Source organism: Acidovorax sp. M14 (assembly GCF_049331375.1).
Taxonomy (GTDB): domain Bacteria; phylum Pseudomonadota; class Gammaproteobacteria; order Burkholderiales; family Burkholderiaceae_C; genus Acidovorax.
In genome coordinates, this window is the sequence record NZ_CP186263.1 from 1,847,020 (window position 1) to 1,869,820 (window position 22,801).

Genomic DNA, 22,801 nt, shown 5'->3' on the forward strand with positions numbered 1-22,801 from the left:
AGATGCCGCTTCCATGGCAACCCCTGGAGGCAATACCTTGCCTCCGCGCCATGCGGACCTTTCTCTCCGCATCGCGACCGATGGCAAAGACCGTTGTGTCAGCCGTCAAGCCCGGCGGGCAGGCCCTTCAGGCACTGCTCGTCGGGCTTTCTTATTGGGGTGTCGCCTTGTGGGTGGGCGGCACAGTCTTATATATAGATAATGGGGGCTGTTCCCTAGAGCGGCGACCCTTCGCCCGGATTGCCGGGCGACATCCTCGCCGGATGCCTTGCTCCAGATCACCCTGCAGGTGTTGAGGAGGCAAGCCGCTACGGCCTCTGGCCCAATCCGGTGAAAATAGCCCTTTTGTTGCCCTGGCGCGCGCTTGGCGCGGTCGTTCGGGCACGGCCCCAGGCTCTGCGCCCGGGATGCCTTCGTAATCTATTGGATCCATGTTTCCATTTTTTTCCCGCAGCAAAATGTCCGACGCACCTGAAGTGAATCCGGCCCCGGCCAAAACCCATGAGCCGCATCCGCTCGATGCGCTGACTGGTGGCGCTTTCTCTGCCGCCACCTCGGGCGAGCGTGCCTCCCGCATCCGCGACTGGCTGGCCACGCAGCCATCACCTGAACAACTGCAAGAGGTGTTCAAGGAGCTGAGCGGGCGCGACAAGGGCGCGGCCCGTGCAGTGCGCGAACGCCTGGACGAAATCCGTCGCGCCAAGGGGCAGGAGGCCATTGCGGCCGAATGGGCTGAAAAAGCCCAGGCCCTGCTGGCGGCCCCCAAGCTCAATATTGCAGATGCCCTGGCCTGGCAGCGGGATGCCGCCAAGGCTGGTGCCCCGTTGTCGCGCGAGCCGCTGTCCCTGCTCAAGGTAAAGCTGGCCGACCGCGTGAAGGTCATCGAAGACCTGCAGCACCGGGTTCAGGTGCAGCGCGAGGCCGCTGTGTTGCTGGCACAGCGCATCGAAGTGCTCTCGACCAAGCCCTGGCGCGATGCGCAGGCTGCGCTCGAACTGCTGCGCGCCGATGTGGCGCGCTGGCAGGAACAGGCCCAGGAGCTGACGGGTGATGCCAGCTGGGCGAGTGTGGAAGCCAGGTTCCCGCCGTTGCTCGATGCCTCGCGCACCCAGCTGCTGGTGGTGTGGGAGGCTTTCCAGCCTGCCGTAGCGCAAGCTGCTGCAGCCGCAGAAGATGCTGCTGCACCCCTGCCACCTGTGCCGGTGTGGGCGGACGAACTGCGCGCTGCACGTGGCTTGCCCACTGCTGCCTCGGAGGCGGCTGCCGCTTCTGCCGCTGCCGGCAAGCCCGCGCGTGCTGCCAAGCCCAAGGTGGCGCCGGAGGTGATTGAAAAAGCCCACCAACTGGTGCGCGATGCCTTGGCAACGCTGGAGAAAGAAACGGCCGAAGGCCACGGCAAGGCCAGTGCCGGCGCTGCCGCTGCGCTGCGCGCCGTGCTCAAGGTGCATGGCAAGCACATTGACAACGCGCTGGAGCAACAGGTGCACACGGCGCTGGTGGCTGCCGGTGAGCTGGAAGGCTGGCAACGCTGGAGTGCCGACCAGGTGCGTGAAGAGCTGGTGGCCAAGGCCGAAGCGCTGCTCAACCGCCCTGAAGGTCAGGCCTTGGGTGGTCGCAAGATGCAAGAGACTCTGCGCAGCCTGCGTGAGCAGTGGAAGCAAGCGGACCAGGGCGGTGCGCCCAACCACGCGCTGTGGAAGAAATTTGACGAGGCCTGCAACGCAGCGCACAAGGTGGTCGAGGCCTGGCTGGACAAGATCCGCGCTGAAGCGGCTGAGCACAAGGCCCAGCGCCTCGCGCTGATCGAAGAGGTCAAGGCCTGGGCGCAGGAGCATGCTGCGTCGGGCGACTGGAAGGCCATCAACCGCGCGCTGTACCAGTTCGGCGACCGCTGGCGCGAAGGCGGCCATGTGGGTGAAAAAATCTTTGCCGAACTTCAGCCCCTGTGGAAGCAGGCAATCGCTCTGGCCGCAGCGCCGCTGGAGGCAGCGCAGAAAGAAAGCCTGGCACGTCGCCACGCAATGATCGAAGAAGCCACGGCACTGGGCGCTGCGCCTTCGCTGCGCATCGATGCCGTCAAGGCGCTGCAGCAGCGCTGGCAGGCAGAAGCTCAGACGGTGCCTCTGGATCGCAAGCACGAACAGAAGTTGTGGGATGCCTTCCGCAAGCCCATTGATGAGGCGTTCAACCGCAAGTCTGCGGACCGCGAGCGCGCTGTCACTGAACTGAGTGCGCGGGACCGCGTGGTGCTGGACGCGTCCAAGGCCCTGGAGGCTGCTAACGCCACCGGTGATGCGCAGCAGATTCGCGCTGCCATGCAGGCACTGGAAGCCGCGTTGCGCGGCCAGGCCCAGGCGGCGGAAGCGGTTGCCACGGCCAACAAAGACGCTCAGTCGCAGGCTGAAGCGCAGTCGGTTGCGGCGCCAGCCGCGGCTGAAGGGGGGGTGGAGGCGGTGGAGGGTGGCGATGCAGCGGCTGCGGCCCCCGCAACACCTGCTGCTCCCAAGCCTGCCGCGCGGCCCGTGGTGGCGGTGCGCGGGGATGACCGCCCCGGCATGAAGAAGGATGCTCCGGCGGCTCCTGGCCGAGGTGCCCGACCCGGTGATCGCCGCGATGGCCGTCCGGGCGACCGTGACGGTGCCCGCGGCCCGCGTGCGGATGGCCGCATGGCGGATCGTGGCGACCGAGGAGGCCGCTTTGGTGATCGCCCTGCGTTCGAGGATCGTGGCCCGCGCCTGGGTGACACGGCATTCCGTGCCCAGCGAGAGGCGATGGAGCATGCGCAGCTGGCGCTGAAGAAGCTGGCGGCCCAAGCCCACGGGGAAGCGCTGACCCAGTTGCTGACCGCCTGGGAAAAGCGCGATGCAGCGCTGGTGCCCGGTGCGCAAGAACTGGGCTCGGGTGTGACGGCGTCGGTGCGCAGCGCCTGGACCCAGGCGTTGTCTGCGGCGCCCAAGGGCGATGCTGCGGAAGCCATGTTGCGGCTCGAGATGGCGGCAGAGGCACCAACGCCGGCGGAGCATATTGCTGCACGGCGCATGCTGCAGCTGCAACTCCTGACACGCCGCAATGATCCCGCACCGGCCCAAACCTGGGGGCAGGATGTGGCGCGTGTGTTGGCAGGCCCCAGCGATGCGGCCAGCGCACGCCGTTTGCAGAACGTCCTCAAGACGCTGTTGCGCAAATAAACGAAACGCAGGGAGTGTGCGCACTGCGGTGCGCATGCAGACACGGCATCCGACAGAAAAATGAGATCGCGTGCGGTCTCGTTTTTTCTTTTGGGTGTGCGTGCGTGGGCCTGGAAAACAAAAAAGCCGTTGCGAATGCAACGGCTTTTTATGTGTTTGGTGCCCAGGAGAGGACTCGAACCTCCACGATGTTACTCGCTAGTACCTGAAACTAGTGCGTCTACCAATTCCGCCACCTGGGCTTTCAGATCAGCTTCGAATTATAGGATGTTTTTTGGGGCATCCGGAGAACTTGCTCATTTTTTTGAAAATTTTGTGCGAAGGTCCAGGCGCGGTGGCTGGCTTGTCGCGGTCACCACAACCTCCCGCATGGCCCGACCGCCGCGCCGGGTCTGGCCCGGGAGGGCTGGGTGTTTTTGCGTGTGCATGACGCGCCGGAAAATAAAAAAGCCGCTGTATGTGCAGCGGCTTCGATATTTTGAAAACCTTGGCTGGTTCTCGTTAAACTTGGTGCCCAGGAGAGGACTCGAACCTCCACGATGTTACTCGCTAGTACCTGAAACTAGTGCGTCTACCAATTCCGCCACCTGGGCATTTCAGGAAAGACTAAGATTGTATAACAAAAAATCCACCCCCGGCACGCAGCCCGCTCCACATTTGTCGCAAGAGATCGAAGGCAGCGTGCAAGGGCACCGTGATGGACACGGTTTCGTCATCCGCGACGATGGCGAAGGCGATATCTATATTCCCCCGAATGAAATGCGCGCCGTCCTGCACAAGGACCGCGTGCGTGTGCGCATCGTGCGCCAGGACCGCCGTGGCCGGCCCGAAGGCCGCGTTGTGGAAATCATCGAGCGCCCGCCACAGCCCATCATCGGCCGCCTGCTGCAGGAAAGCGGTGTCTGGCTGGTGGCGCCGGAGGACAAGCGCTACGGCCAGGATGTGCTGATCCCCAAGGGGGCCACCGGCGCCGCCAAGCCGGGACAGGTCGTGGTGGTCGAGCTGACCGAGCCGCCCGCGCTGTTTGGCCAGCCTGTGGGCCGCATCACCGAGGTGCTGGGTGAAGTCGACGACCCGGGCATGGAGATCGAGATTGCCGTGCGCAAGTACGGCGTGCCACACGAATTCTCAGAGGAATGCTTGGCCCAGGCCAAAGCCCTGCCCGACAAGGTGCGTGCGCAGGACAAGAAACGCCGCGTAGACCTGACCGACGTGCCCCTGGTCACCATCGACGGCGAAGACGCGCGCGACTTCGACGATGCCGTGTACTGCGAGCCCGCCAAGGTCGGCCGCAGCAAGGGCTGGCGCCTGCTGGTGGCCATTGCCGACGTGAGCCACTACGTGGAGACCGGCAGCGCCATCGACATCGACGCCTACGACCGCGCTACCAGCGTCTACTTCCCGCGCCGCGTGATCCCCATGTTGCCCGAGAAGCTGTCCAACGGCCTGTGTTCGCTCAACCCCGAGGTGGAGCGCCTGTGCATGGTCTGCGACATGCTGGTCACGGCCAAAGGCGAGGTGCACGCCTACCAGTTCTACCCGGCTGTGATGTTCAGCCACGCGCGCTTTACGTATACCGAGGTGGCAGCCATCCTGGCCAACACGCGCGGGCCCGAGGCCAGCAAGCGCAAGGACCGGGTCAAGGACTTGCTCAACCTGCACGACGTGTACCGCGCGCTGCTCATTGCCCGCCAGGCGCGCGGCGCCGTGGATTTCGAGACCACCGAGACGCAGATCGTCTGCGATGAGAACGGCCGCATCGAGAAGATCGTGCCCCGCACCCGCAACGACGCACACAAGCTCATCGAAGAAGCCATGCTGGCCGCCAACGTGTGTAGCGCTGACTTCATCGCGCAGGGCGGCCAGCCTGGCCTGTTCCGCGTGCACGAAGGCCCAACGCCCGAGAAGCAGGAGATCCTACGCAACTACCTCAAGGCCATGGCCGTGGGCATGACGATTGGTGACGACCCGAAGCCGGGCGACTTCCAGGCGATTGCCGAGGCGACCAAGGAGCGGCCCGACGCGCAGCAGATCCACACCATGCTGCTGCGCTCCATGCAGCAGGCCATCTACACGCCCATCAACAGCGGCCACTTTGGGTTGGCCTTTGATGCCTACACCCACTTCACCAGCCCCATCCGTCGCTACCCCGACCTGTTGGTGCACCGGGTCATCAAGGCCATTCTGAACAAGACGCAGTACAAGCTGCCTGCGCTGCCCACACCGGGCGAGGCGCATGCCAAGCTGGCCAAGCGCCTGGCTGCGCGCGTGGCTGCCCCCGGCACCAAGCCACGCAAGGATGTGAAGCCGCCCAGCCGCGATACGCAGGCCTGGGAGGCTGCTGGCCTGCACTGCAGCGCCAACGAGCGCCGCGCCGACGAGGCCAGCCGCGACGTGGAAGCCTGGCTCAAGTGCAAGTACATGCGCGAGCACCTGGGCGAGGAATACAGCGGCGTGGTGAGCGCCGCGACCAGCTTCGGCATCTTCGTGACACTCGATGCGATGTACGTCGAAGGCCTGGTGCACATCACCGAGTTGGGCGGCGAATACTTCAAGTTCGACGAGGCACGCCAGGAACTGCGCGGCGAGCGCACCGGCATCCGCTACGCCATCGGTGCCCGCGTGCGGGTGCAGGTGAGCCGTGTGGACCTGGATGGCCGCAAGATCGACTTCCGCCTGGTGCGCGAAGGCGAAGAGCTGCTGGGCCGTGCGCTCAAGGACAAGGGTGTTGGCACTGATGGTGTGGGTGGCGGGGCGCGTAAGGCCAGTGGCCGTGCGGGTGGCCGCAAAGCAGACAAGGGTGCTGCGATGTCAGCCACCGAAAAGGCGGGCCTGACCCGCGAGCGCGCGGCGCGTTCGCCCATCCAGTCGCTGAAGGCGTCGGTCAAGAAGGCAGTGGCGGGCAAGTCCAGCAAGGGCAAGGCGCGCAAGCCACGCCGCGGCTGACGGCCCTGTGCTGGTGGGCGTGATGGCTTCCAGTTCAGCTTGCAAATTGCTACTTAATTGATAGCTGCTAGCGCATATTGAACATGCGCTAGCAGCTATTTTTATAGGTGAGCGGGCTTCGTTTGATCCAGAAAGCGCGCATATCTGCGCGCCGTGTCGGCGGGCGCTTCCATCATGGGCAGATGGCCGATGCCGGGCAGGGCCTCCAGTTGCGCTTGGGGCAACAGCTTTTGCAAAGGCTGAAGGCCCGAACGGTCAAACACGCGGTCTTTATCGCCCCACAAAGCGAGCACGGGGTGCTTTTGCAGTTCGCCCAGTCTTTGTTCAAGCAGATAGCGGTCTTTGAGCTGCGCATCCCACAGGCGGGAGTTGGATGGGGCATTGCGCAGTGCTGCCTGCTCCGTGGCGTGCAGGATGGGATACGGCAGGAACGGGCGTTTTTCAAACACCAGCTCCATCATGGCGTCGAAGGCTGCGGCGTCGTGGGCCACCAGTGGGCGCTGCCCGGCATCGATAAGGCGGTCCATGGTGCTGGGCTGTGGTGAGCGGATGCCATGGGGCGCGCCGATGAAAGCCACGCTGGCCACACGCTCGGGGTGCTGCAGCGCAAACAGCGCGGCAATGGTGCCGCCCATGGAGTTGCCCGCTAGGTGGGCCTTCTCAATGCCCAGCGCATCCAGCAGCGCGCCCAGGCGTTGGACATGTGCGGCGTAGTCGTAAGGTTGGTCGTTCACCCGCGTGCTCTCGCCAAAACCGGGGAAATCGGGGGCAATCACCCGGTATTGGCCGGTGAGGGGGCGCGCAAAATCCACCCAATGGTCTTTCTCCGCAAAAATGCCGTGCAGCAGTACCAGGGGTGTAGCGCCTGGGTTGCCGGGTGCCGGTTGGGATGGCGCATTGCTGTCCAGGTAGTGGATGGTGTGCAGCGCGGCGGTGGTGGTTTTTTCTTCCATGCCCGAGAGGCTGCGGTTGAGGTGGAGCAGGGGCTCCTTCAGCAGCGACGGGGCGCCGTAGTAGAGGCCTGCGCCGCCCAGGGCGAGGGCGGCGGCAATAGAAAAGAAGGCAATGCGTTTCAAGAACCAGTCTCCAAAAGAACGATGGGATGCCGTGGCGCTGAACTGTGGGCGCGCGCCGGGGCCCGGCAAGGCTACCGAGAACCGTGCTGCAAGACTTGTAGGTTTGGGCTATGCCGCAGCGCACGAACACCCTGACGCTGGGCACTGACCGTGCGCTGTACGTGGGCGAGATCCCGGCCACGGGCTGGCATTGCCATGCGTCGCCCGTGCTGCTGATGGGGCTCTCGGGCCGGTTTGCGTTGCACTGGGGTGCGGGGCTGGTGGAGACCTGTCACAGCGCGCTGGTGGATGCCGGGGTGGAGCATCTGTTCGACCCCTGCGGTGAAGTGGTGGCGCTGGTGTACCTGGAGCCCGACTCGCCGGAGGCGCGCAGCCTGCGCAGTGTGTTCCTGCAGCAGGGTGGCGTGTTGTTGGATGTGGCGGCGCCGGTGGGGGCGCGTGCGGCCATGGAAGGCCATTTGCGCACCTTCGATCTGCCGGCCCTGCTGCACCGCCACCTGCTGCAGGCGGCGCCCCCGCTGGACCTGCGCGTGGCCCGCAGTCTGCACGCCCTGCGCCGCCCGCAGCACGAGCAGGGGCGCCTGGCGCGGGCGGGGCTCGCGTCCGAGGCACAGCTGTCGGCCTCGCGCTTCAACCATTTGTTCCGCGCCGAAATGGGTGTGAGCCTGCGCAGCTACCGCGTATGGTCGCAAGTGCGGCTGGCCATGGCCGGGCTGGCGGTCAGCCCGCGCCTGACGGATGCGGCGCTGCACGGCGACTTTGTGGACTCGGCGCATTTCAGCCGCATGTTCCGCCAGACCTTTGGCATGACACCGTCGAGCGTGCTCAAGCCGCTCAAGCAGGTCACGCTGTTGGATTGACCCCTGTCACCCGCCCACGCGCCGCGCCAGTGCGCTGGCGGTAAGGGCCAGGCCTGCGGGCCACACATCTGCAGCCTGTCCGTGCTGGTACACCGCTTCGCTCGCTGCACGCAATGCGCTGGCGCCAGCGGCCAGGTGCGCGCCCACCATGCCCGCCAGCACATCGCCCGTGCCCGCCGTGGCCAGCCGCGCGTTGCCCGTAGGGTTGATGGCGGGGACGCGGTCGGGCGCGGCAATCACGGTGCCCGAACCCTTGAGCACGGCCACGCAGTTGAATTGGTCTGCAAGTTGTTGCGCCGCATCCAGCCGGTTGGCCTGGACCTCGGCGGTGGTCAGGCCCAGCAGGCGCGCTGCCTCCAGTGGGTGGGGGGTGATGACCGTGGGCTGCCCGTGCTGCCCACGCGCCACCACCAGCGCATGCAATGCGGCCTGGGTGGCGATGGTGCTGAGTGCGTCGGCGTCCAGCACCAGGCGCGTTGCGCGGGTGATGACTTCGGGCAGCACGTGTGCGATGGCCTGGCCGCCGCCACAGCCGCAGACCACGGTGAGCTGCTCCAGCGCCAGCGCGTCAAAGCGGCGCAGCATCAGTTCAGGCTGCTGCGGGTCCAGTTGCAGATGCCCGTCGTCCAGCAGCGCCACCAGCACCCGGCCCGCACCGCTGTGCAGGGCGGCCGATGCGGCCAGCAAGGCGGCGCCCGCCATGCCCATGCCGCGTGCTGCCAAACCCTCGCCACCCACCACGGCGACATCGCCATAGCTACCCTTGTGGCTGGCATGGGCGCGGGGGGCGGGCAGGGCGGGGCCGGATAGCCAGGCGTTGGGCGGCTCATGCCCGGGTTCTACGCCCAGGTCGTCCAGCCAGACATGGCCTGCTGAGTCCCGCCCGGTGGCGGTGAAAAGGCCGGGCTTGAGGGTGAGCAGGCTCAGCGTGTGACGTGGCGGGGGCGTGCGGTGGTGGAGGAGGTAGTGCGGGTGGGGTGCGGTATCGGGCGCGAGGCCTGCAGCAAACTGGCCTGTGTCTGCGTCCAGCCCGCTGGGCAGGTCCACGGCCAGCACGGGCGCCGAGCAGCGGTGCAGAGCTTGCAGACAGGCCTGGAGTCGGGCATCGGGTGCGCGTGCAGGGCTGTGGGGTGAGGACGAGACGCCAATGCCCAGCAGTGCATCGATGCACAAGTCGTTGGCATCCAGGTCGTCGGGTGCTGTGTCTGCCCAGGCCACGCCTGCATCCCGCGCGCGCTGCCACGATGCCTTGGCGTCGGCCGGGGCCGTATCGGGCTGGCCCAGCCAGGTCACGACCACTTTGCGGCCACTGCGTTGCAGGTGCATCGCGGCCTCCAGCCCGTCACCACCGTTGTTGCCGGGGCCGCAGGCAATCCACACGGTGCGTGCGTGCGGTGCCAACGCCTGGGCCAGTTGTGCGACGGCCAGGCCGGCACGTTGCATGAGGGTGTGTGGGGGCAGGGTGGCCGCCGCCGCTTTCTCCAGGCGGCGTGTGGCGGCTGTGTTGAACAGGGGATGAGGCTGGTGGGGGGCGATGCGGTGCATGGGGCGAGGGCAGGGGCGCTGCAAACGGCAGGCGCCTGCCATTGTGCGCCGCCGCTTCCCGCTTTGAAAATATCCCAGGTGGGGTCAGAACCGCCGCATGCCCAGCCCGTCCAGCGGCACCTCGGGTTCGCGCTGCGCGATCAGGTCGGCCAGTGCCCGCGCACTGCCGCAGGCCAGGGCCCAGCCCCCTGCGCCGTGGCCGGTGTTGAGCCACAGGCCCGGCACGCCGCTGGCGCCCACCACCGGGGCACCGTCGGGCAGCATGGTTCGCGCGCCGCGCCAGATCTGCAGGTTGGATGACAGCTGGGCGCCACCGGGGAACCAGTCGTTCAGCGTGCGGTACAGACGCTGCAACGTGGGGGTGTGGTGCTCGGCCTCGGCCCCCGCCAGTTCGGCGCCGCCGGCAATGCGCACGCGCTGGCCCAGGCGGGTGATGGAGATTTGCTGGCCCGCATCGACCACGCTGGCGCGCGGGGCGTGGGTGGATTCGCGCAGCGGGGCGCTCACGGAGTAGCCATAGACGGCTGCCATGGGCAGGCCCAGGCCCAGTGCGGGCAGCAGCGTGGCCGATGCCATGCCCGCGCACAGCACCACGGCATCAAAGCGGCGCAGGTCTGTTTCGCCCTGCAGCACCACGCCGGTGGGGCTGGTGCCGACGCGGTCCACCCGGGTGTTGAACACAAACTGCACCCCCGCACCCTGGATGCCCTGGCGCAGCAGCTGCGCGAACAGGCGGCAGTTGCCCGCGCGCGCATCGGGCAGGTGGATGGCGCCCGCCAGCGGCGCCTCGGGCGACAGGCCGGGTTCGATCTGGCGCGCCGCATCGGCGTCGATCTCGCGCAGGGCCACCCCACTGTCGCGCAGCACTTGCAGCGCGGGCTGCAGGCGGGCGCGGTCTTCTTCGGTGCGCAGCAGCACCAGGCGGCCGTCGCTGGCTTCAAAGTCCAGCTCGTGCTGGCTGGCGATGGCTTGCAGGCGCGCCTGGCTGTATTGCGCCAGGCGCTCGACAGCGGCGGCCGGGGCGCTGTTGCTGCGCGCCGTGCTGCGCCAGCGCCGCAGCCAGGACCAGTTGGCACGGGTCAGGCCGCCTGCGACGCGCAGGGTGGCCTGTGCGCCCATCAGCCGCAGCGGCTGGCCGAAGCCCGGCAGCGCCCAGGGGCTGAGCAGGTGCGGCGCCAGGAGCCCGGCGGTAGCAAAGCTGGCCTCCTCGGCGGCCGCGCTGCGCTGTTCAAACACCGAGACTTCGTGGCCGTCGCTGGCCAGTTCGTACGCGGTGGTGACGCCGACAATGCCGGCGCCCACGATGGCAATCTTCATGAATTTGGGTGTTTTTGGCTTCAAGCGCTAGTGAATCGTGCGCTGGTAGCTATTATTTTTGTAGTGTTTGCTCGATCTGCAGGCTGATGTTGAGCACCGTGTCATCCCGGAGCGCCCCGTGCCATACCATCAGCCCGACCGGGAGTTCCCCTTGAACATGGCAAGGCAGCGACAGCGCGCAGCCATCCAGCAGGTTGACCACGCTGGTGTTGCGCAGCAGCAGGTTGTTGACGCGGAAGAACTCGGCATCGCGGGCTGCGTCCTGGGCCTTGTCCACGCCATCTGCGGGGGCGACATCGGCCAGCAGTGGCGCCACGATGGGCACGGTGGGGGAGAGCAGGGCGTCGTAGGGCTCCATGTCGGCGAGCATGCGCGCAATCCATTGCTGGCGCGCCTGCAGCAGGTCGATGTACTCCCAGGCCATTAGTGTGGCGCCTTTTTCGATGCGCATGCGCACCCGGGGGTCGTAGCGGTCGCCTGCGCGCTGCAGCAGCGCGCGGTGCCACGCGTAGGCTTCGGGGGCGGCGAAGCCGTAGGCGGGCTGCTCCAGCACAGCGGGCAGGGCGATGGTGTCGATCTGGGCGCCCGCCTGGCGCAAGGCTTCCACACTGCGCTCAAAGGCGCGGGCCACGGTGGCGTCCAGTCCGTCGAGGAAGAGGGTGGACGGCACAGCCAGCCGGTATTGCGACAGCGGCGCCAGACTGCGCGTCACGCGCCGGGCGGCCAGCACCTCGTGCGCCACGATGGCGTCGCGCACGGTGCGCGTCATGGCGCAGGCAGTGTCCAGGGTGGTAGACAGCGGAACGGCGCCGGCCGTAGGCACCAGGCGGGCCGTGTTCTTGAAACCCACAATGCCGTTGAGCGCCGCAGGAATGCGGATGGAACCACCTGTGTCCGACCCCAGCCCGATGAACGCCGCGCCGGTGGCCACCGACACCCCGGCGCCGGACGACGACCCGCCGGGCACACGCGGCGCGCCGGGCAGGGCGCCGAAACGGGCGTCCCAGGCAGCGGGCGTACTGTAGTGGGGATTGACGCCCACGCCGGAGAAGGCGAACTCCACCATGTTGGTGCGGCCCATCAGGCTGGCACCCGCTGCGCGCAGTCGGGCCACGGCAGGGCAGTCCTCGGCGGCTGCGGGAGCATCGGCCAGCGCAGTGGAGCCCGCTGGGGTAGGTTGCCCGGCGATGTCAAACAAGTCCTTCACCGACACGGCCAGTCCGGCAAGAGGCAACTGAGTCACACCCGGCTGCACCGCCGTGGTGCGCGCTTCGTCAAACAGCGTGCGGACAAAGCTGTGGGCGTTGGAGGCAGCCTGGGCGGCGTCGATGCAGCGCTCCAGCTCGGCGGGCGCGGTGGTGGTGCCGTCCCGCAGTTGCTCACGGGTGGCGATCAGGTCAGGGAGCATGGGTGTGCTAGAATCTTTGGGTTTTGCTGGGAGCAGTAGCGCAGTGGTGCAAAGTTTGCACAACCCGCGTGGCCGCTGCGGCAAGACCAATCGCAAAGCAGCCCTGTCAAGGTGTTGCGGTGTTCGTGAGGATCACGGCACTGCAAATATTGGGGCTGATTTTAGACCTAACCTTTGGAGTATTTTTATGTCCGTTACCATGCGCGAAATGCTGGAAGCCGGTGTCCACTTCGGTCACCAAACCCGCTTCTGGAACCCCAAGATGGCCCCCTACATCTTCGGCCATCGCAACAAGATTCACATCATCAACCTGGAAAAGTCGCTGCCACTGTTCCAGGAAGCCCAAAAGTTCGCCAAGCAACTGGCTGCCAACCGCGGCACGATCCTGATGGTCGGCACGAAGCGTCAAGCCCGTGAAATCCTGGCCACCGAAGCGCAACGCGCTGGCGTGCCTTTCGTGGACCAGCGCTGGCTGGGCGGCATGCTGACGAACTTCAAGACCGTGAAGACTTCGATCAAGCGCCTGAAGGACATGAAGGCCCAGCAAGAAGCTGGCCTCGAAAACCTGAGCAAGAAGGAGCAACTGACGTTCTCCCGCGAAATCGAAAAGCTCGAAAAGGATATCGGCGGCATCCAGGACATGGCTGCTCTGCCCGACGCCATCTTCATCATCGACGTGGGCTTCCACAAGATCGCCGTGGCCGAAGCCAAGAAGCTGGGCATTCCGCTGATCGGTGTGGTGGATACCAACCACTCGCCCGAAGGCATCGACTACGTGATCCCCGGCAATGACGACTCGGCCAAGGCCGTGACGCTGTACGCCCGTGGCATCGCTGACGCGATCATCGAAGGCCGCGCCAACGCCGTGAACGAAGTTGTGAAGGCCGCCGCTGGCGAGAGCACCGACGAATTCGTGGAAGTGCAAGAAGCCGCTGCCTGATAGCCCGGCTGCGCGATCCGTCGCGAACAAAAGCGGGGCCCCTGGTGAGCCCCCTTTTTTTTAGCCCGAATCTGAACTGACTGAACTGAACACTGAAGGAATAAAGATGGCTGCAATTACCGCAAGCATGGTGGCTGAACTGCGTGGCAAGACCGATGCCCCCATGATGGAATGCAAGAAGGCGCTGACCGAAGCCGACGGCGACATGGCCAAGGCGGAAGAGCTGCTGCGCGTCAAGCTGGGCACCAAGGCTGGCAAGGCTGCATCGCGCGTGACGGCTGAAGGCGTGGTCGCCAGCTACATCGACGGCACGACCGGTGCTCTGGTCGAAGTCAACAGCGAAACCGACTTCGTTTCCAAGAACGACAGCTTCATCGCCATGGCCAACGCGGCTGCCAAGCTGGTGGCACTGCACAACCCCGCCACGGTGGAAGCCCTGGGTGCACTGCCCTACGAGCAAGACAGCTTCGGCCCCACGCTGGAAGACGTGCGCAAGGGCCTGATCGGCAAGATCGGCGAAAACATGTCGTTCCGCCGCTTCAAGCGCTTCAGCGGCTCCAACCTGGCTGCCTACCTGCACGGCTCGCGCATCGGTGTGGTCGTCGAATTCGACGGTGACGCCACCGCCGCCAAGGATGTCGCCATGCACGTGGCCGCCATGAAGCCCGTGGCCCTGACCAGCGCCGATGTGCCAGCCGACCTGATCGCCAAGGAGCGCTCGGTCGCCGAAGGCAAGGCTGACGAAGCCAACAAGGAACTCGTGGCCGCTGGCAAGCCCGCACAAAGCGCCGAAATCACGGCCAAGCGCATCGACGGCGCTGTGCAGAAGTACCTCAAGGAAGTCTCGCTGGCCGACCAGGTCTTCGTGAAGGCTGCTGACGGCAAGCAAACCGTGGCCCAGATGCTCAAGGCCGCCAACACCAATGTGAAGGGCTTCACCCTGTACGTGGTGGGCGAAGGCATTGAGAAGAAGGTCGACGACTTCGCTGCTGAAGTGGCTGCCCAGGTGGCTGCCGCCAAGGCCGCTGCCTGATCGTTCCCTGCAGTAACCACCCCACCCAAGCCTCGCACCACTTACCGGAGAAATTTCCCATGTCCCACGCCGCACCAGCCCACAAGCGCATTTTGCTCAAGCTGTCTGGTGAGGCGCTGATGGGGGATGACGCCTTCGGTATCAACCGCGCCACCATCGTGCGCATGGTCGAGGAGATCGCCGAAGTGACCCGCCTGGGTGTCCAGGTGGCCGTGGTGATCGGTGGGGGCAATATCTTCCGTGGCGTCGCCGGGGGCTCGGTCGGTATGGACCGTGCTACTGCCGACTACATGGGTATGCTGGCCACCGTGATGAACGCGCTGGCCCTGGCCGATGCCATGGACAAGCAGGGCCTGGTGGCCCGCGTGATGTCCGCCATCGCCATCGAGCAGGTGGTTGAGCCCTATGTGCGCCCCAAGGCCTTGCAATACCTCGAAGAGGGCAAGGTCGTTGTGTTTGCCGCAGGCACGGGCAATCCCTTTTTCACCACTGACACCGCCGCAGCCTTGCGCGGTGCAGAGATCGGCGCCGAGCTAGTACTCAAGGCTACCAAGGTGGACGGCGTTTATACTGCCGACCCCCAGAAGGACCCTGCGGCCACGCGCTACACCAAGCTGAGTTTTGACGAGGCCATGTCCCGCAACCTGGGCATCATGGATGCGACCGCTTTTGCCCTGTGCCGCGACCAGAAGCTGCCGGTGAAGGTGTTCTCGATCATCAAGCATGGCGCCCTGAAGCGCGTGGTGATGGGCGAGGACGAGGGTACGCTGGTTTACGCTTGATCACGATGGATGGACCTGTACCGGATGCAGGTCGGCCCCAGGAGAAAACATGACGATTGCCGACATCAAGAAAACCGCTGAAACCAAGATGGATCAGTCCATCACAGCGTTCAAGAACAACTTGCAGAAGATCCGCACGGGCCGCGCCAACCCCGCACTGCTCGACACGGTGCAGGTGGAGTACTACGGCTCCATGGTGCCTCTGAGCCAGGTGGCCAACGTGGCGCTGATCGACTCGCGCACCATCAGCGTGCAGCCCTGGGAAAAGGGCATGGGCGCCAAGATTGAAAAGGCCATCCGCGAAAGCGACCTGGGTTTGAACCCGGCCTCCATGGGCGACCTGATCCGCGTGCCCATGCCCCCCATGAGCGAAGAGCGCCGCAAGGAAATGACCAAGCTCGCGCGCAACGAGGGCGAGAGCGCCAAGATCGCCGTGCGCAACCTGCGCCGCGATGCCAACGAGTCCGTCAAGAAACTGGTCAAGGACAAGCTCGCGTCCGAAGATGATCAGAAGCGCGCCGAAACCGACGTGCAAAAGTTCACCGACAAGCACATCGCCGAGATCGATGCGCTGGTGGCCGCCAAAGAGCAGGAAATCATGGCGGTTTGAGCCCCCAGGGCTTGAACATTTCCATGTCTGCATCTCCGGTGGTGCCACACCACATTGCCATCGTCATGGATGGCAACGGCCGATGGGCCACGCGCCGCTTTTTGCCGCGCCTGGCGGGCCATAAGCAAGGGGTTGATTCACTGCGCCGCTGCGCACGCGCTTGCGTGCAGCGCGGCGTGCGTGTGCTCACCGTTTTTGCGTTCTCTTCTGAAAATTGGAATCGCCCTGCCGACGAGGTCTCCGGCCTCATGGAACTGCTGGCGATGGCCCTGGCGCGCGAGGTGCCGCAGCTCAAGAAGGACGGTGTGCGTCTTCATTTTGTGGGCGAGCGGGACAGCCTTTCGCCCAAGGTACGAGACGGTCTGGGTCAGGCCGAAGCGGCCACGGCGGACAACACACGCCTGGTGCTCAACGTCTGCTTCAACTACGGAGGCCGTTGGGACATCGCCCAGGCGGCTGCGTCGCTGGCTGCGCGGGGTGAGCCCATCACGGAGGCCAGTCTGCACAGCGCGATGGGGCTGGCCCATGTGCCAGATCCCGATCTGATGATCCGTACCGGGGGAGAGATGCGGATCAGCAACTTTTTGCTCTGGCAGTCGGCATACTCCGAGTTCTTCTTCAGCGACCGGTTGTGGCCCGATTTCGATGAGTCCGCCCTGGACGAAGCCATCGACGCCTTCAGCCGCCGCGAGCGCCGTTTTGGCAAAACCTCTGAACAGATTCTGTCCGCGCATCCTGATCCGATGCCGGGTTGAGAACCTGAACAGGTTCTGAAAGCCCCCATGCTTCAACAGCGCGTCATCACCGCCTTGGTTCTGCTGGCCATTTTGCTGCCGGCGCTTTTCTATGCCAACACCGTTCCGTTCACGCTGGTTGTGCTGGTTCTGATGGCTGCCGGTGCCTGGGAATGGGGGCGTCTGAGCGGTTTTGGCCAGGCGGGCTCCGTGGCCGTGGGGGTGGCCTGTGTGGCCTTGTGCGCCGGGTCGTGGGCGTTGGGCTGGGTGGATCGTCCGTTGACAGCCCTCTGGGTGGTGGGTGGCGGGCTGTGGGTCCTGGCGACTGCCTGGCTGCTCAAGGCCGGAGTGCCCGGCTGGCCCCGCATACCAGCCGGTGTGCGTCTGGTGGCTGGCGTGCTCGCCTTGTGGCTCGCGTGGCTGGCCGTGGTGCAGGCCCGCAATGTGGGCATCAACTTTTTGCTGTCGGTGCTGCTGCTGGTGTGGGTGGCCGACATCTTTGCCTACTTTGCGGGGCGCGCTTTTGGGTTGCGGTTTACCAAGGGCAAGCTGGCGCCCTCGATCAGTCCCGGCAAGAGCTGGGAAGGTGTATGGGGCGGCCTGGCAGGGGTGATGGTGATGGCCTTCGTCTGGGTAGCGGCGGATGCCCACTGGCAGGCGTCGGTGCCCAGTTTTTACAGCCGCATGGCGCAGCAGGGCTGGTGGTTGCTGGTGATTGCGGCGTTGTTCATGGTGGCCATGAGCGTGTCGGGTGACCTGGTGGAGTCGCTCATCAAGCGCAGCGCAGGAGTCAAGGACAGCAGTGGCCTGTTGCCAGGGCACGGCGGCGTGCTCGACCGCGTGGATGCCTTGTTGCCCACACTGCCCCTGGCCATGATGCTCACGAGCCTGACAACCCTATGAAGAAACAACGACTCACCGTTCTCGGTTCCACCGGCTCAATCGGGACCAGCACGCTGGATGTGGTGGCCCGCCACCCCGAGCGCTTCGAGGTGTTTGCCCTGAGTGCGGCGACGCAAGTGGATCTTTTGCTGGCGCAGTGCGCGCAGTTTCGCCCGCGTTATGCGGTGATGGCCAGCGCTCCGCATGCGGCTGTCTTGGCTGAAAAATTGCAGGCAAACGGCCTTTCAACGCAAGTCATTCAAGCGCAAGATGCTCTTGAAATGATAGCGTCGCACGATGATGTGGATGCCGTGATGGCTGCCATCGTGGGGGCGGCCGGTCTTGCGCCCTGTCTGGCTGCGGCGCGTGCGGGCAAGCGATTGCTGCTGGCGAACAAGGAGGCCCTGGTGGTGGGCGGCGGGTTGTTCATGCAGACCGTGCGCGACGGTGGCGCCACGTTGCTGCCCATTGACAGCGAACACTCGGCCATCTTTCAGTGCCTGCCAGAAGACCCTGCCACCTGGTCTGACCGCGTGGACAGCATCCTGCTAACGGCTTCGGGCGGCCCGTTCCGCCAGCGGGACCCGTCCACGCTGTCACAGATCACCCCTGACCAGGCCTGTGCGCACCCCAACTTCTCGATGGGACGCAAGATTTCCGTGGATTCGGCCACGATGATGAACAAGGCGCTGGAGGTTATCGAGGCCCGCTGGCTGTTTGACCTGCACCCAGACCAGATCAAGGTGGTCATCCACCCGCAGCAGATCATCCACTCCATGGTGCAGTTCAAGGATGCCTCCATCCTGGCGCAGTTGGGTACCCCTGACATGCGCGTGCCGATTGCCTGCGGCCTGTCCTGGCCCGAGCGCATCACCAGCGGGGCCAGCAAGCTGGATTTCTCGACCCTGAGCGCCCTCGCGTTTGAAGACGCGGACGCCGTTCGCTTCCCAGGTCTGCACCTGTCCTGGCAGGCGCTGAAGGCGGCCGAGGGGACCACTGCCGTGCTGAATGCGGCGAACGAGGTGGCTGTGGGCGCCTTTTTGTCCGGACGGCTGCGTTTTGACCATATTCACGCGGTCAACCTTGCAACTTTGGACGCCGTTTCGCCCTCCAAGCCCGATTCGCTGGCTGCATTGCTGGATCTGGATACCCAGGCCCGCCATGCGGCAGAACATGTGGCGGGCCGTCTGGCTGCCTGATTACGGTCCCGTTCAGGAACTATCCATCCATGCTGCTCACCATCGCTGCCTTCATTGTGGCCCTCGGTCTGTTGATTGCGGTGCACGAATATGGGCACTACCGCGTGGCGGTGGCCTGTGGGGTCAAGGTGCTGCGGTTTTCGGTGGGCTTTGGCAAGCCGTTGCTGCGCTGGCAGCCGCAAGGGTCTTCCACGGAGTTCGTGATCGGTGCGTTTCCCCTGGGGGGCTATGTGCGCATGCTGGACGAGCGTGAAGCGCCTGTCGCCGCAGAGGAGCGACACCTGGCCTTCAATACCCAGCCCCTGCGGTCGCGTGCAGCCATCGTTGCCGCCGGACCCATTGCCAATTTGTTGCTGGCTGTGCTGCTGTATTCGGTGGTGAACTGGAACGGGGTGGAAGAACCCCGGGCCATTCTGGCAAGCCCGGTCGCGGGTTCGGTGGCGCAAAGTGCCGGCTTGCGGGGCGGTGAACTGGTAGAGCGCGCCGCATTAGGGGCAGAAGACCTGGAGCCGGTGCGTTCGTTTGAAGACCTGCGGTGGCTGCTGACCCGTGGTGCACTCGAGGGACTGAATGTTCGCCTTGACGTGCAGTCCGCCCAGGGCACGGGCCACCGAGAGGTGGTCCTCGACATGTCCCGCATCGACAGCCGTGAGGCCGATGCCCAGCTGTTCCGCAAGGTCGGCATCCTGGGGCCCTGGACGCGCCCCGTGCTCGGCGAGGTCATGGCGCAAAGCGCTGCCGAGCGTTCTGGCCTGCGCTCCGGCGATCTGGTACTCAAGGTGGGCCAGACCGATGTGGTGGACGGCCAGCAGCTGCGTGAGCTGATCCGGCAGTCGGTTCGTGGCAATGAGCCGGTGGCGCAGCCCTGGCGCGTGGAGCGCGGCGGCCAGGTGATCACGCTGGACGTGTTGCCTGATGCCGTGATCGAACCCGGCAACACGGTGGGGCGCATTGGTGCCTACGTAGGGGCTGCGCCGGAGTTCGTGACGGTGGACTACGGCTTGGTCGATGGCCTGTGGGGCGGCGTGGTGAAGACCTGGGACGTGTCGTTGCTCACCTTGCGCATGATGGGGCGCATGGTGATCGGCGAGGCGTCGCTCAAGAACCTGAGTGGGCCCTTGACCATCGCCGACTATGCAGGCCGCTCGGCCAGCATGGGGCTCACGCAATACCTCATTTTTCTGGCCCTGATCAGCGTGAGCCTGGGGGTGCTGAACCTGCTGCCGCTGCCTGTCTTGGACGGTGGGCACCTGATGTATTATCTTTGGGAGGGTGTCACGGGCAGGGGCGTGTCGGACGCATGGATGGAGCGGCTGCAGCGTGGAGGCGTTGCAGTCCTGCTGGTCATGATGTCCATAGCCCTGTTCAACGATATCACCCGGCTCTTTGGCTAACACTTTTGCCGCGCTTGCCCTGCAACTGCGGCTCCCGCTTCATTCATGAAAAAACACATTAATCGCCTGGGCGTGCGTACTGCATCGGCCGTTGCAGCCATGATTTTTGTCGCCAATGCGGCATGGGCTCTGGAGCCATTCAAGGTGCAGGACATTCGCGTGGAAGGCTTGCAGCGTGTGGAGCCCGGCACCGTGTTTGCATCCATGCCCCTGCGGGTCGGTGACGACTACAACGACGAAAAAGGCGCTGCCGCAATCCGTGCGTTGTTCGGTCTGGGACTCTTCAAGGATGTGCGCCTGGAGGCCAGCGGCAACGTGCTGGTGGTGGTGGTCGAAGAGCGCCCCACCGTTGCTGATGTGGACTTTGCCGGTGCCCGCGAATTCGACAAAGATGCCCTCAAAAAGGCCATGCGTGAAGTGGGCCTGACGGAAGGCCGCCCGTATGACAAGGCGCTGACCGACCGCGCTGAACAAGAGCTCAAGCGCCAGTACATCAACAAGAGCCTGTATGGCGCCGAGGTGGTGACCACGGTCACGCCGATCGAGCGCAACCGGGTGAACCTGACCTTCACGATCACGGAAGGTGAGCCTGCACGCATCAAGGAAGTGCGCATTGTGGGCAACAAGGCGTTCAGCGAATCCACACTCAAGGGCCTGTTCGACCAGGACACGGGGGGCTGGCTGAGCTGGTACACCAAGTCTGATCGCTACTCGCGTACCAAGCTCAATGCCGACCTTGAAACCCTGCGCTCGTATTATCTGCAGCGCGGCTACCTGGAGTTCCGTGTGGACTCGACGCAGGTCGCCATCTCTCCGGACAAGCAGGACATCTCCATCACCGTCAATGTGACGGAGGGTGAGCGGTATGTGGTGTCGGGTGTCAAACTCGAAGGCAACTACCTGGACCGTGAGGACGAGTTCAAGTCGCTGGTGACCATCCGCCCCGGCGAGCCTTACAACGCCGATCAGGTGACCGAAACCACCAAGGCCTTCTCCGAGTATTTCGCCCGGTTTGGTTTTGCATTTGCCCGCGTGGAGGCGGTGCCCGAAATCGACCGCGAGAACAATCGCGTCAATTTTGTCCTGCAAGCCGAACCGGCACGCCGCGCCTATGTGCGCCGTATCAACGTCAGTGGCAACAACCGCACGCGTGACGAAGTCATTCGCCGTGAGTTCCGCCAATACGAGGCCTCCTGGTACGACGGCGACAAGATCCGCCTGTCCCGCGACCGCGTGGACCGCCTGGGCTTCTTCACGGAAGTGAACGTGGAAACGCAGGAAGTGCCTGGTTCTCCCGACCAGGTTGATCTGGTGATCAACGTGGCTGAAAAGCCCACCGGCTCGTTGCAACTGGGCGTGGGTTTCTCCAGCGCCGAGAAGGCATCCCTCTCCTTCGGCATCAAGCAGGAGAACATCTTTGGCTCGGGCAACTATCTGGGCATCGATGTCAATACCAGCAAGTACCGGCGTACGCTGGTGTTCAGCACCACCAACCCGTACTTCACGCCAGAAGGCATCTCGCGCACGCTCGATGTGTACTATCGCACCGACAAGCCGTACGAAGACCAAGGGGGCAACTATCAACTGGTTACCACTGGGACCTCCGTGCGTTTTGGCGTGCCCTTTAGCGAGACCGATACGGTGTTCTTTGGCGGCGGGCTGGAGCAGACCCGCATCAAGCCCGGCACGAACATCCCCGCCACCTACCTGTTCTATGCCGACAAGTTCGGCTACAGCAGCACGTCGATTCCGTTGACCGTGGGCTGGTCCCGCGACGATCGGGACAGCGCTCTGGCGCCCAACTCCGGTCGCTATCAGCGCCTCAATTCCGAATGGTCTGTGGCGGGCGACGCGCGCTATGTGCGGGCCAATTACCAGTACCAGCAATACATCCCGCTCAACAAGCGCTTCACTATTGCCTTCAATGGTGAGGCCGGTTACGGCAAGGGCTTGAACGGCCGCCCATTCCCGGTGTTCAAGAACTTCTACTCGGGCGGTCTGGGCTCGGTGCGTGGTTTCGACCAGGGCACCCTCGGCCCGCGTGATGTGACTGGTGCCTCCTTGGGCGGTCCCAAGAAGATCACACTGAACACCGAGCTGATTGCTCCGTTCCCAGGGGCGGGCAATGACCGTACCCTGCGTGTGTTCACGTTCCTGGACGTGGGCAATGTGTACGGCGAAAACGACAAAGTTACCTTCAGTGACATGCGTGCCTCCGTAGGTTTGGGTCTGAGCTGGATTTCGCCACTTGGCCCCTTGCGTTTGGCGTTTGCGCAGCCAGTGCGCAAGTTCGCCGGCGATAGAATCCAGAAACTGCAATTCCAGATTGGAACGTCTTTCTAATGAAATCCTTTTCTCGCCATCTCTCCGTGGCCTTGCTGCTCGGCACCGTTGCCTTCGCAGCGCCTGCACAAGCGCAAGAGTTCAAAGCCGGTTTCGTCAACACCGATCGCATCTTCCGGGAAGCCACCACAGCCAAGGCTGCGCAGGCCAAGCTGGAGCAGGAGTTCTCCCGCCGCGAGAAAGAACTGGTGGACATGGGCAACACCCTGAAGACCGCCAGCGACAAGTTTGAACGTGAAGCGCCCACCATGGCCGAGAGCCAGCGTACCGCGCGCCAACGCCAGCTGGTAGACCAGGACCGTGACTTCCAGCGCAAGCGCCGTGAATTCCAAGAAGACCTGAGCGCCCGCAAGAACGAAGAGCTGTCGCAAGTGCTGGAGCGTGCCAACAAGGTGGTCAAGCAGGTGGCTGAGGCCGAGAAGTACGACGTGATCCTGCAAGAGGCCGTCTACATCAACCCCAAGCACGACATCACCGACAAGGTGATCAAGGCCCTGAATGCCGCTGCTGCAACCAAGTAAGCCGCTGCGCAGGACAGGTGGCG

The 22,801-nt window shown here is 64.7% G+C and carries 17 protein-coding genes and 2 tRNA genes; 13 read left to right on the top strand and 6 right to left on the bottom strand.

Annotation, left to right across the window (positions count from 1 at the left end):
- Positions 1-431 precede the first annotated feature (431 nt).
- A complete protein-coding gene (locus tag ACOYR4_RS08540; protein ID WP_422849246.1) occupies positions 432-3,188 on the top strand; it encodes a DUF349 domain-containing protein in 2,757 nt (918 codons plus the stop codon).
- 157 nt (positions 3,189-3,345) lie between these two features.
- On the opposite strand, the gene ACOYR4_RS08545 is transcribed toward ACOYR4_RS08540, so the two are convergent.
- Positions 3,346-3,430: transfer RNA gene (locus tag ACOYR4_RS08545), tRNA-Leu, on the bottom strand.
- A 266-nt stretch (positions 3,431-3,696) separates the two neighbouring features.
- Positions 3,697-3,781 (bottom strand) — tRNA-Leu (locus ACOYR4_RS08550).
- Between the two features lie 19 nt (positions 3,782-3,800).
- On the opposite strand from ACOYR4_RS08550, the gene rnr reads away from it, so the two are divergent.
- Complete coding sequence (gene rnr / locus ACOYR4_RS08555; RefSeq protein WP_295943440.1) at positions 3,801-6,134, top strand: ribonuclease R; 2,334 nt, start codon at positions 3,801-3,803, stop codon at positions 6,132-6,134.
- Between the two features lie 101 nt (positions 6,135-6,235).
- Here rnr and ACOYR4_RS08560 read toward each other — a convergent pair whose 3' ends face one another.
- Positions 6,236-7,210, bottom strand: a complete 975-nt coding sequence (locus ACOYR4_RS08560) for an alpha/beta fold hydrolase (protein ID WP_295943442.1) — start codon at positions 7,208-7,210, stop codon at positions 6,236-6,238.
- A 110-nt stretch (positions 7,211-7,320) separates the two neighbouring features.
- Here ACOYR4_RS08560 and ACOYR4_RS08565 point away from each other — a divergent pair, with 110 nt between their 5' ends.
- Entirely contained in the window at positions 7,321-8,070 is a 750-nt protein-coding gene (locus ACOYR4_RS08565) for an AraC family transcriptional regulator (RefSeq protein WP_295943444.1), read from the top strand.
- A gap of 6 nt (positions 8,071-8,076) precedes the next feature.
- On the opposite strand, the gene ACOYR4_RS08570 is transcribed toward ACOYR4_RS08565, so the two are convergent.
- The 3 genes from ACOYR4_RS08570 to ACOYR4_RS08580 all read right to left on the bottom strand — a co-directional run bounded on the left by ACOYR4_RS08570 (position 8,077) and on the right by ACOYR4_RS08580 (position 12,340).
- Positions 8,077-9,615, bottom strand: a complete 1,539-nt coding sequence (locus ACOYR4_RS08570; protein ID WP_422849247.1) for an NAD(P)H-hydrate dehydratase — start codon at positions 9,613-9,615, stop codon at positions 8,077-8,079.
- An 84-nt stretch (positions 9,616-9,699) separates the two neighbouring features.
- A complete protein-coding gene (locus tag ACOYR4_RS08575) occupies positions 9,700-10,932 on the bottom strand; it encodes an FAD-dependent oxidoreductase (RefSeq protein WP_422849248.1) in 1,233 nt (410 codons plus the stop codon).
- Between the two features lie 52 nt (positions 10,933-10,984).
- Positions 10,985-12,340: an amidase gene (locus tag ACOYR4_RS08580; RefSeq protein WP_422849249.1), complete on the bottom strand. Its 1,356-nt coding sequence runs from the start codon at positions 12,338-12,340 to the stop codon at positions 10,985-10,987.
- 187 nt (positions 12,341-12,527) lie between these two features.
- Here ACOYR4_RS08580 and rpsB point away from each other — a divergent pair, with 187 nt between their 5' ends.
- From rpsB to ACOYR4_RS08630, 10 genes are all read left to right on the top strand, one after another.
- Positions 12,528-13,280: a 30S ribosomal protein S2 gene (gene rpsB, locus ACOYR4_RS08585; RefSeq protein ID WP_015013551.1), complete on the top strand. Its 753-nt coding sequence runs from the start codon at positions 12,528-12,530 to the stop codon at positions 13,278-13,280.
- A 106-nt stretch (positions 13,281-13,386) separates the two neighbouring features.
- A complete protein-coding gene (tsf, locus tag ACOYR4_RS08590; RefSeq protein ID WP_015013552.1) occupies positions 13,387-14,313 on the top strand; it encodes a translation elongation factor Ts in 927 nt (308 codons plus the stop codon).
- A gap of 59 nt (positions 14,314-14,372) precedes the next feature.
- Positions 14,373-15,095 carry a UMP kinase gene (gene pyrH / locus ACOYR4_RS08595; protein WP_343734775.1) on the top strand — a complete coding sequence of 241 codons (723 nt, stop codon included), beginning with the start codon at positions 14,373-14,375 and terminating at the stop codon, positions 15,093-15,095.
- Between the two features lie 49 nt (positions 15,096-15,144).
- Positions 15,145-15,705, top strand: coding sequence for a ribosome recycling factor (gene frr / locus ACOYR4_RS08600; RefSeq protein WP_015013554.1), 561 nt, complete (start codon positions 15,145-15,147; stop codon positions 15,703-15,705).
- A gap of 23 nt (positions 15,706-15,728) precedes the next feature.
- Positions 15,729-16,460, top strand: coding sequence for a polyprenyl diphosphate synthase (gene uppS, locus ACOYR4_RS08605; RefSeq protein ID WP_110959074.1), 732 nt, complete (start codon positions 15,729-15,731; stop codon positions 16,458-16,460).
- A 27-nt stretch (positions 16,461-16,487) separates the two neighbouring features.
- Positions 16,488-17,342, top strand: a complete 855-nt coding sequence (locus ACOYR4_RS08610) for a phosphatidate cytidylyltransferase (RefSeq protein ID WP_422849250.1) — start codon at positions 16,488-16,490, stop codon at positions 17,340-17,342.
- The gene (gene ispC / locus ACOYR4_RS08615; protein WP_422849251.1) at positions 17,339-18,520 is read left to right on the top strand and encodes a 1-deoxy-D-xylulose-5-phosphate reductoisomerase; all 1,182 of its coding nucleotides are present in this window, start codon (positions 17,339-17,341) and stop codon (positions 18,518-18,520) included. Before ACOYR4_RS08610 ends, ispC begins: the two co-directional genes overlap by 4 nt.
- 29 nt (positions 18,521-18,549) lie before the next feature.
- A complete protein-coding gene (rseP, locus tag ACOYR4_RS08620) occupies positions 18,550-19,914 on the top strand; it encodes an RIP metalloprotease RseP (protein ID WP_422849252.1) in 1,365 nt (454 codons plus the stop codon).
- Positions 19,915-19,959: 45 nt separating this feature from the next.
- Positions 19,960-22,257: an outer membrane protein assembly factor BamA gene (gene bamA / locus ACOYR4_RS08625; protein WP_015013559.1), complete on the top strand. Its 2,298-nt coding sequence runs from the start codon at positions 19,960-19,962 to the stop codon at positions 22,255-22,257.
- Positions 22,257-22,778, top strand: a complete 522-nt coding sequence (locus ACOYR4_RS08630; RefSeq protein ID WP_209820379.1) for an OmpH family outer membrane protein — start codon at positions 22,257-22,259, stop codon at positions 22,776-22,778. Before bamA ends, ACOYR4_RS08630 begins: the two co-directional genes overlap by 1 nt.
- Positions 22,779-22,801: the final 23 nt, after the last annotated feature.

Coding starts and splice junctions, on each gene's coding strand:
- pyrH (WP_343734775.1), top strand. CDS start 14,373: ATGTCCCACGCCGCACCAGCCCACAAGCGCATTTTGCTCAAGCTGTCT.
- uppS (WP_110959074.1), top strand. CDS start 15,729: ATGTCTGCATCTCCGGTGGTGCCACACCACATTGCCATCGTCATGGAT.
- ispC (WP_422849251.1), top strand. CDS start 17,339: ATGAAGAAACAACGACTCACCGTTCTCGGTTCCACCGGCTCAATCGGG.
- ACOYR4_RS08570 (WP_422849247.1), bottom strand. CDS start 9,615: ATGCACCGCATCGCCCCCCACCAGCCTCATCCCCTGTTCAACACAGCC.
- ACOYR4_RS08575 (WP_422849248.1), bottom strand. CDS start 10,932: ATGAAGATTGCCATCGTGGGCGCCGGCATTGTCGGCGTCACCACCGCG.
- ACOYR4_RS08565 (WP_295943444.1), top strand. CDS start 7,321: ATGCCGCAGCGCACGAACACCCTGACGCTGGGCACTGACCGTGCGCTG.
- ACOYR4_RS08540 (WP_422849246.1), top strand. CDS start 432: ATGTTTCCATTTTTTTCCCGCAGCAAAATGTCCGACGCACCTGAAGTG.
- bamA (WP_015013559.1), top strand. CDS start 19,960: ATGAAAAAACACATTAATCGCCTGGGCGTGCGTACTGCATCGGCCGTT.
- ACOYR4_RS08580 (WP_422849249.1), bottom strand. CDS start 12,340: ATGCTCCCTGACCTGATCGCCACCCGTGAGCAACTGCGGGACGGCACC.
- rpsB (WP_015013551.1), top strand. CDS start 12,528: ATGTCCGTTACCATGCGCGAAATGCTGGAAGCCGGTGTCCACTTCGGT.
- frr (WP_015013554.1), top strand. CDS start 15,145: ATGACGATTGCCGACATCAAGAAAACCGCTGAAACCAAGATGGATCAG.
- ACOYR4_RS08630 (WP_209820379.1), top strand. CDS start 22,257: ATGAAATCCTTTTCTCGCCATCTCTCCGTGGCCTTGCTGCTCGGCACC.
- tsf (WP_015013552.1), top strand. CDS start 13,387: ATGGCTGCAATTACCGCAAGCATGGTGGCTGAACTGCGTGGCAAGACC.
- rseP (WP_422849252.1), top strand. CDS start 18,550: ATGCTGCTCACCATCGCTGCCTTCATTGTGGCCCTCGGTCTGTTGATT.
- ACOYR4_RS08610 (WP_422849250.1), top strand. CDS start 16,488: ATGCTTCAACAGCGCGTCATCACCGCCTTGGTTCTGCTGGCCATTTTG.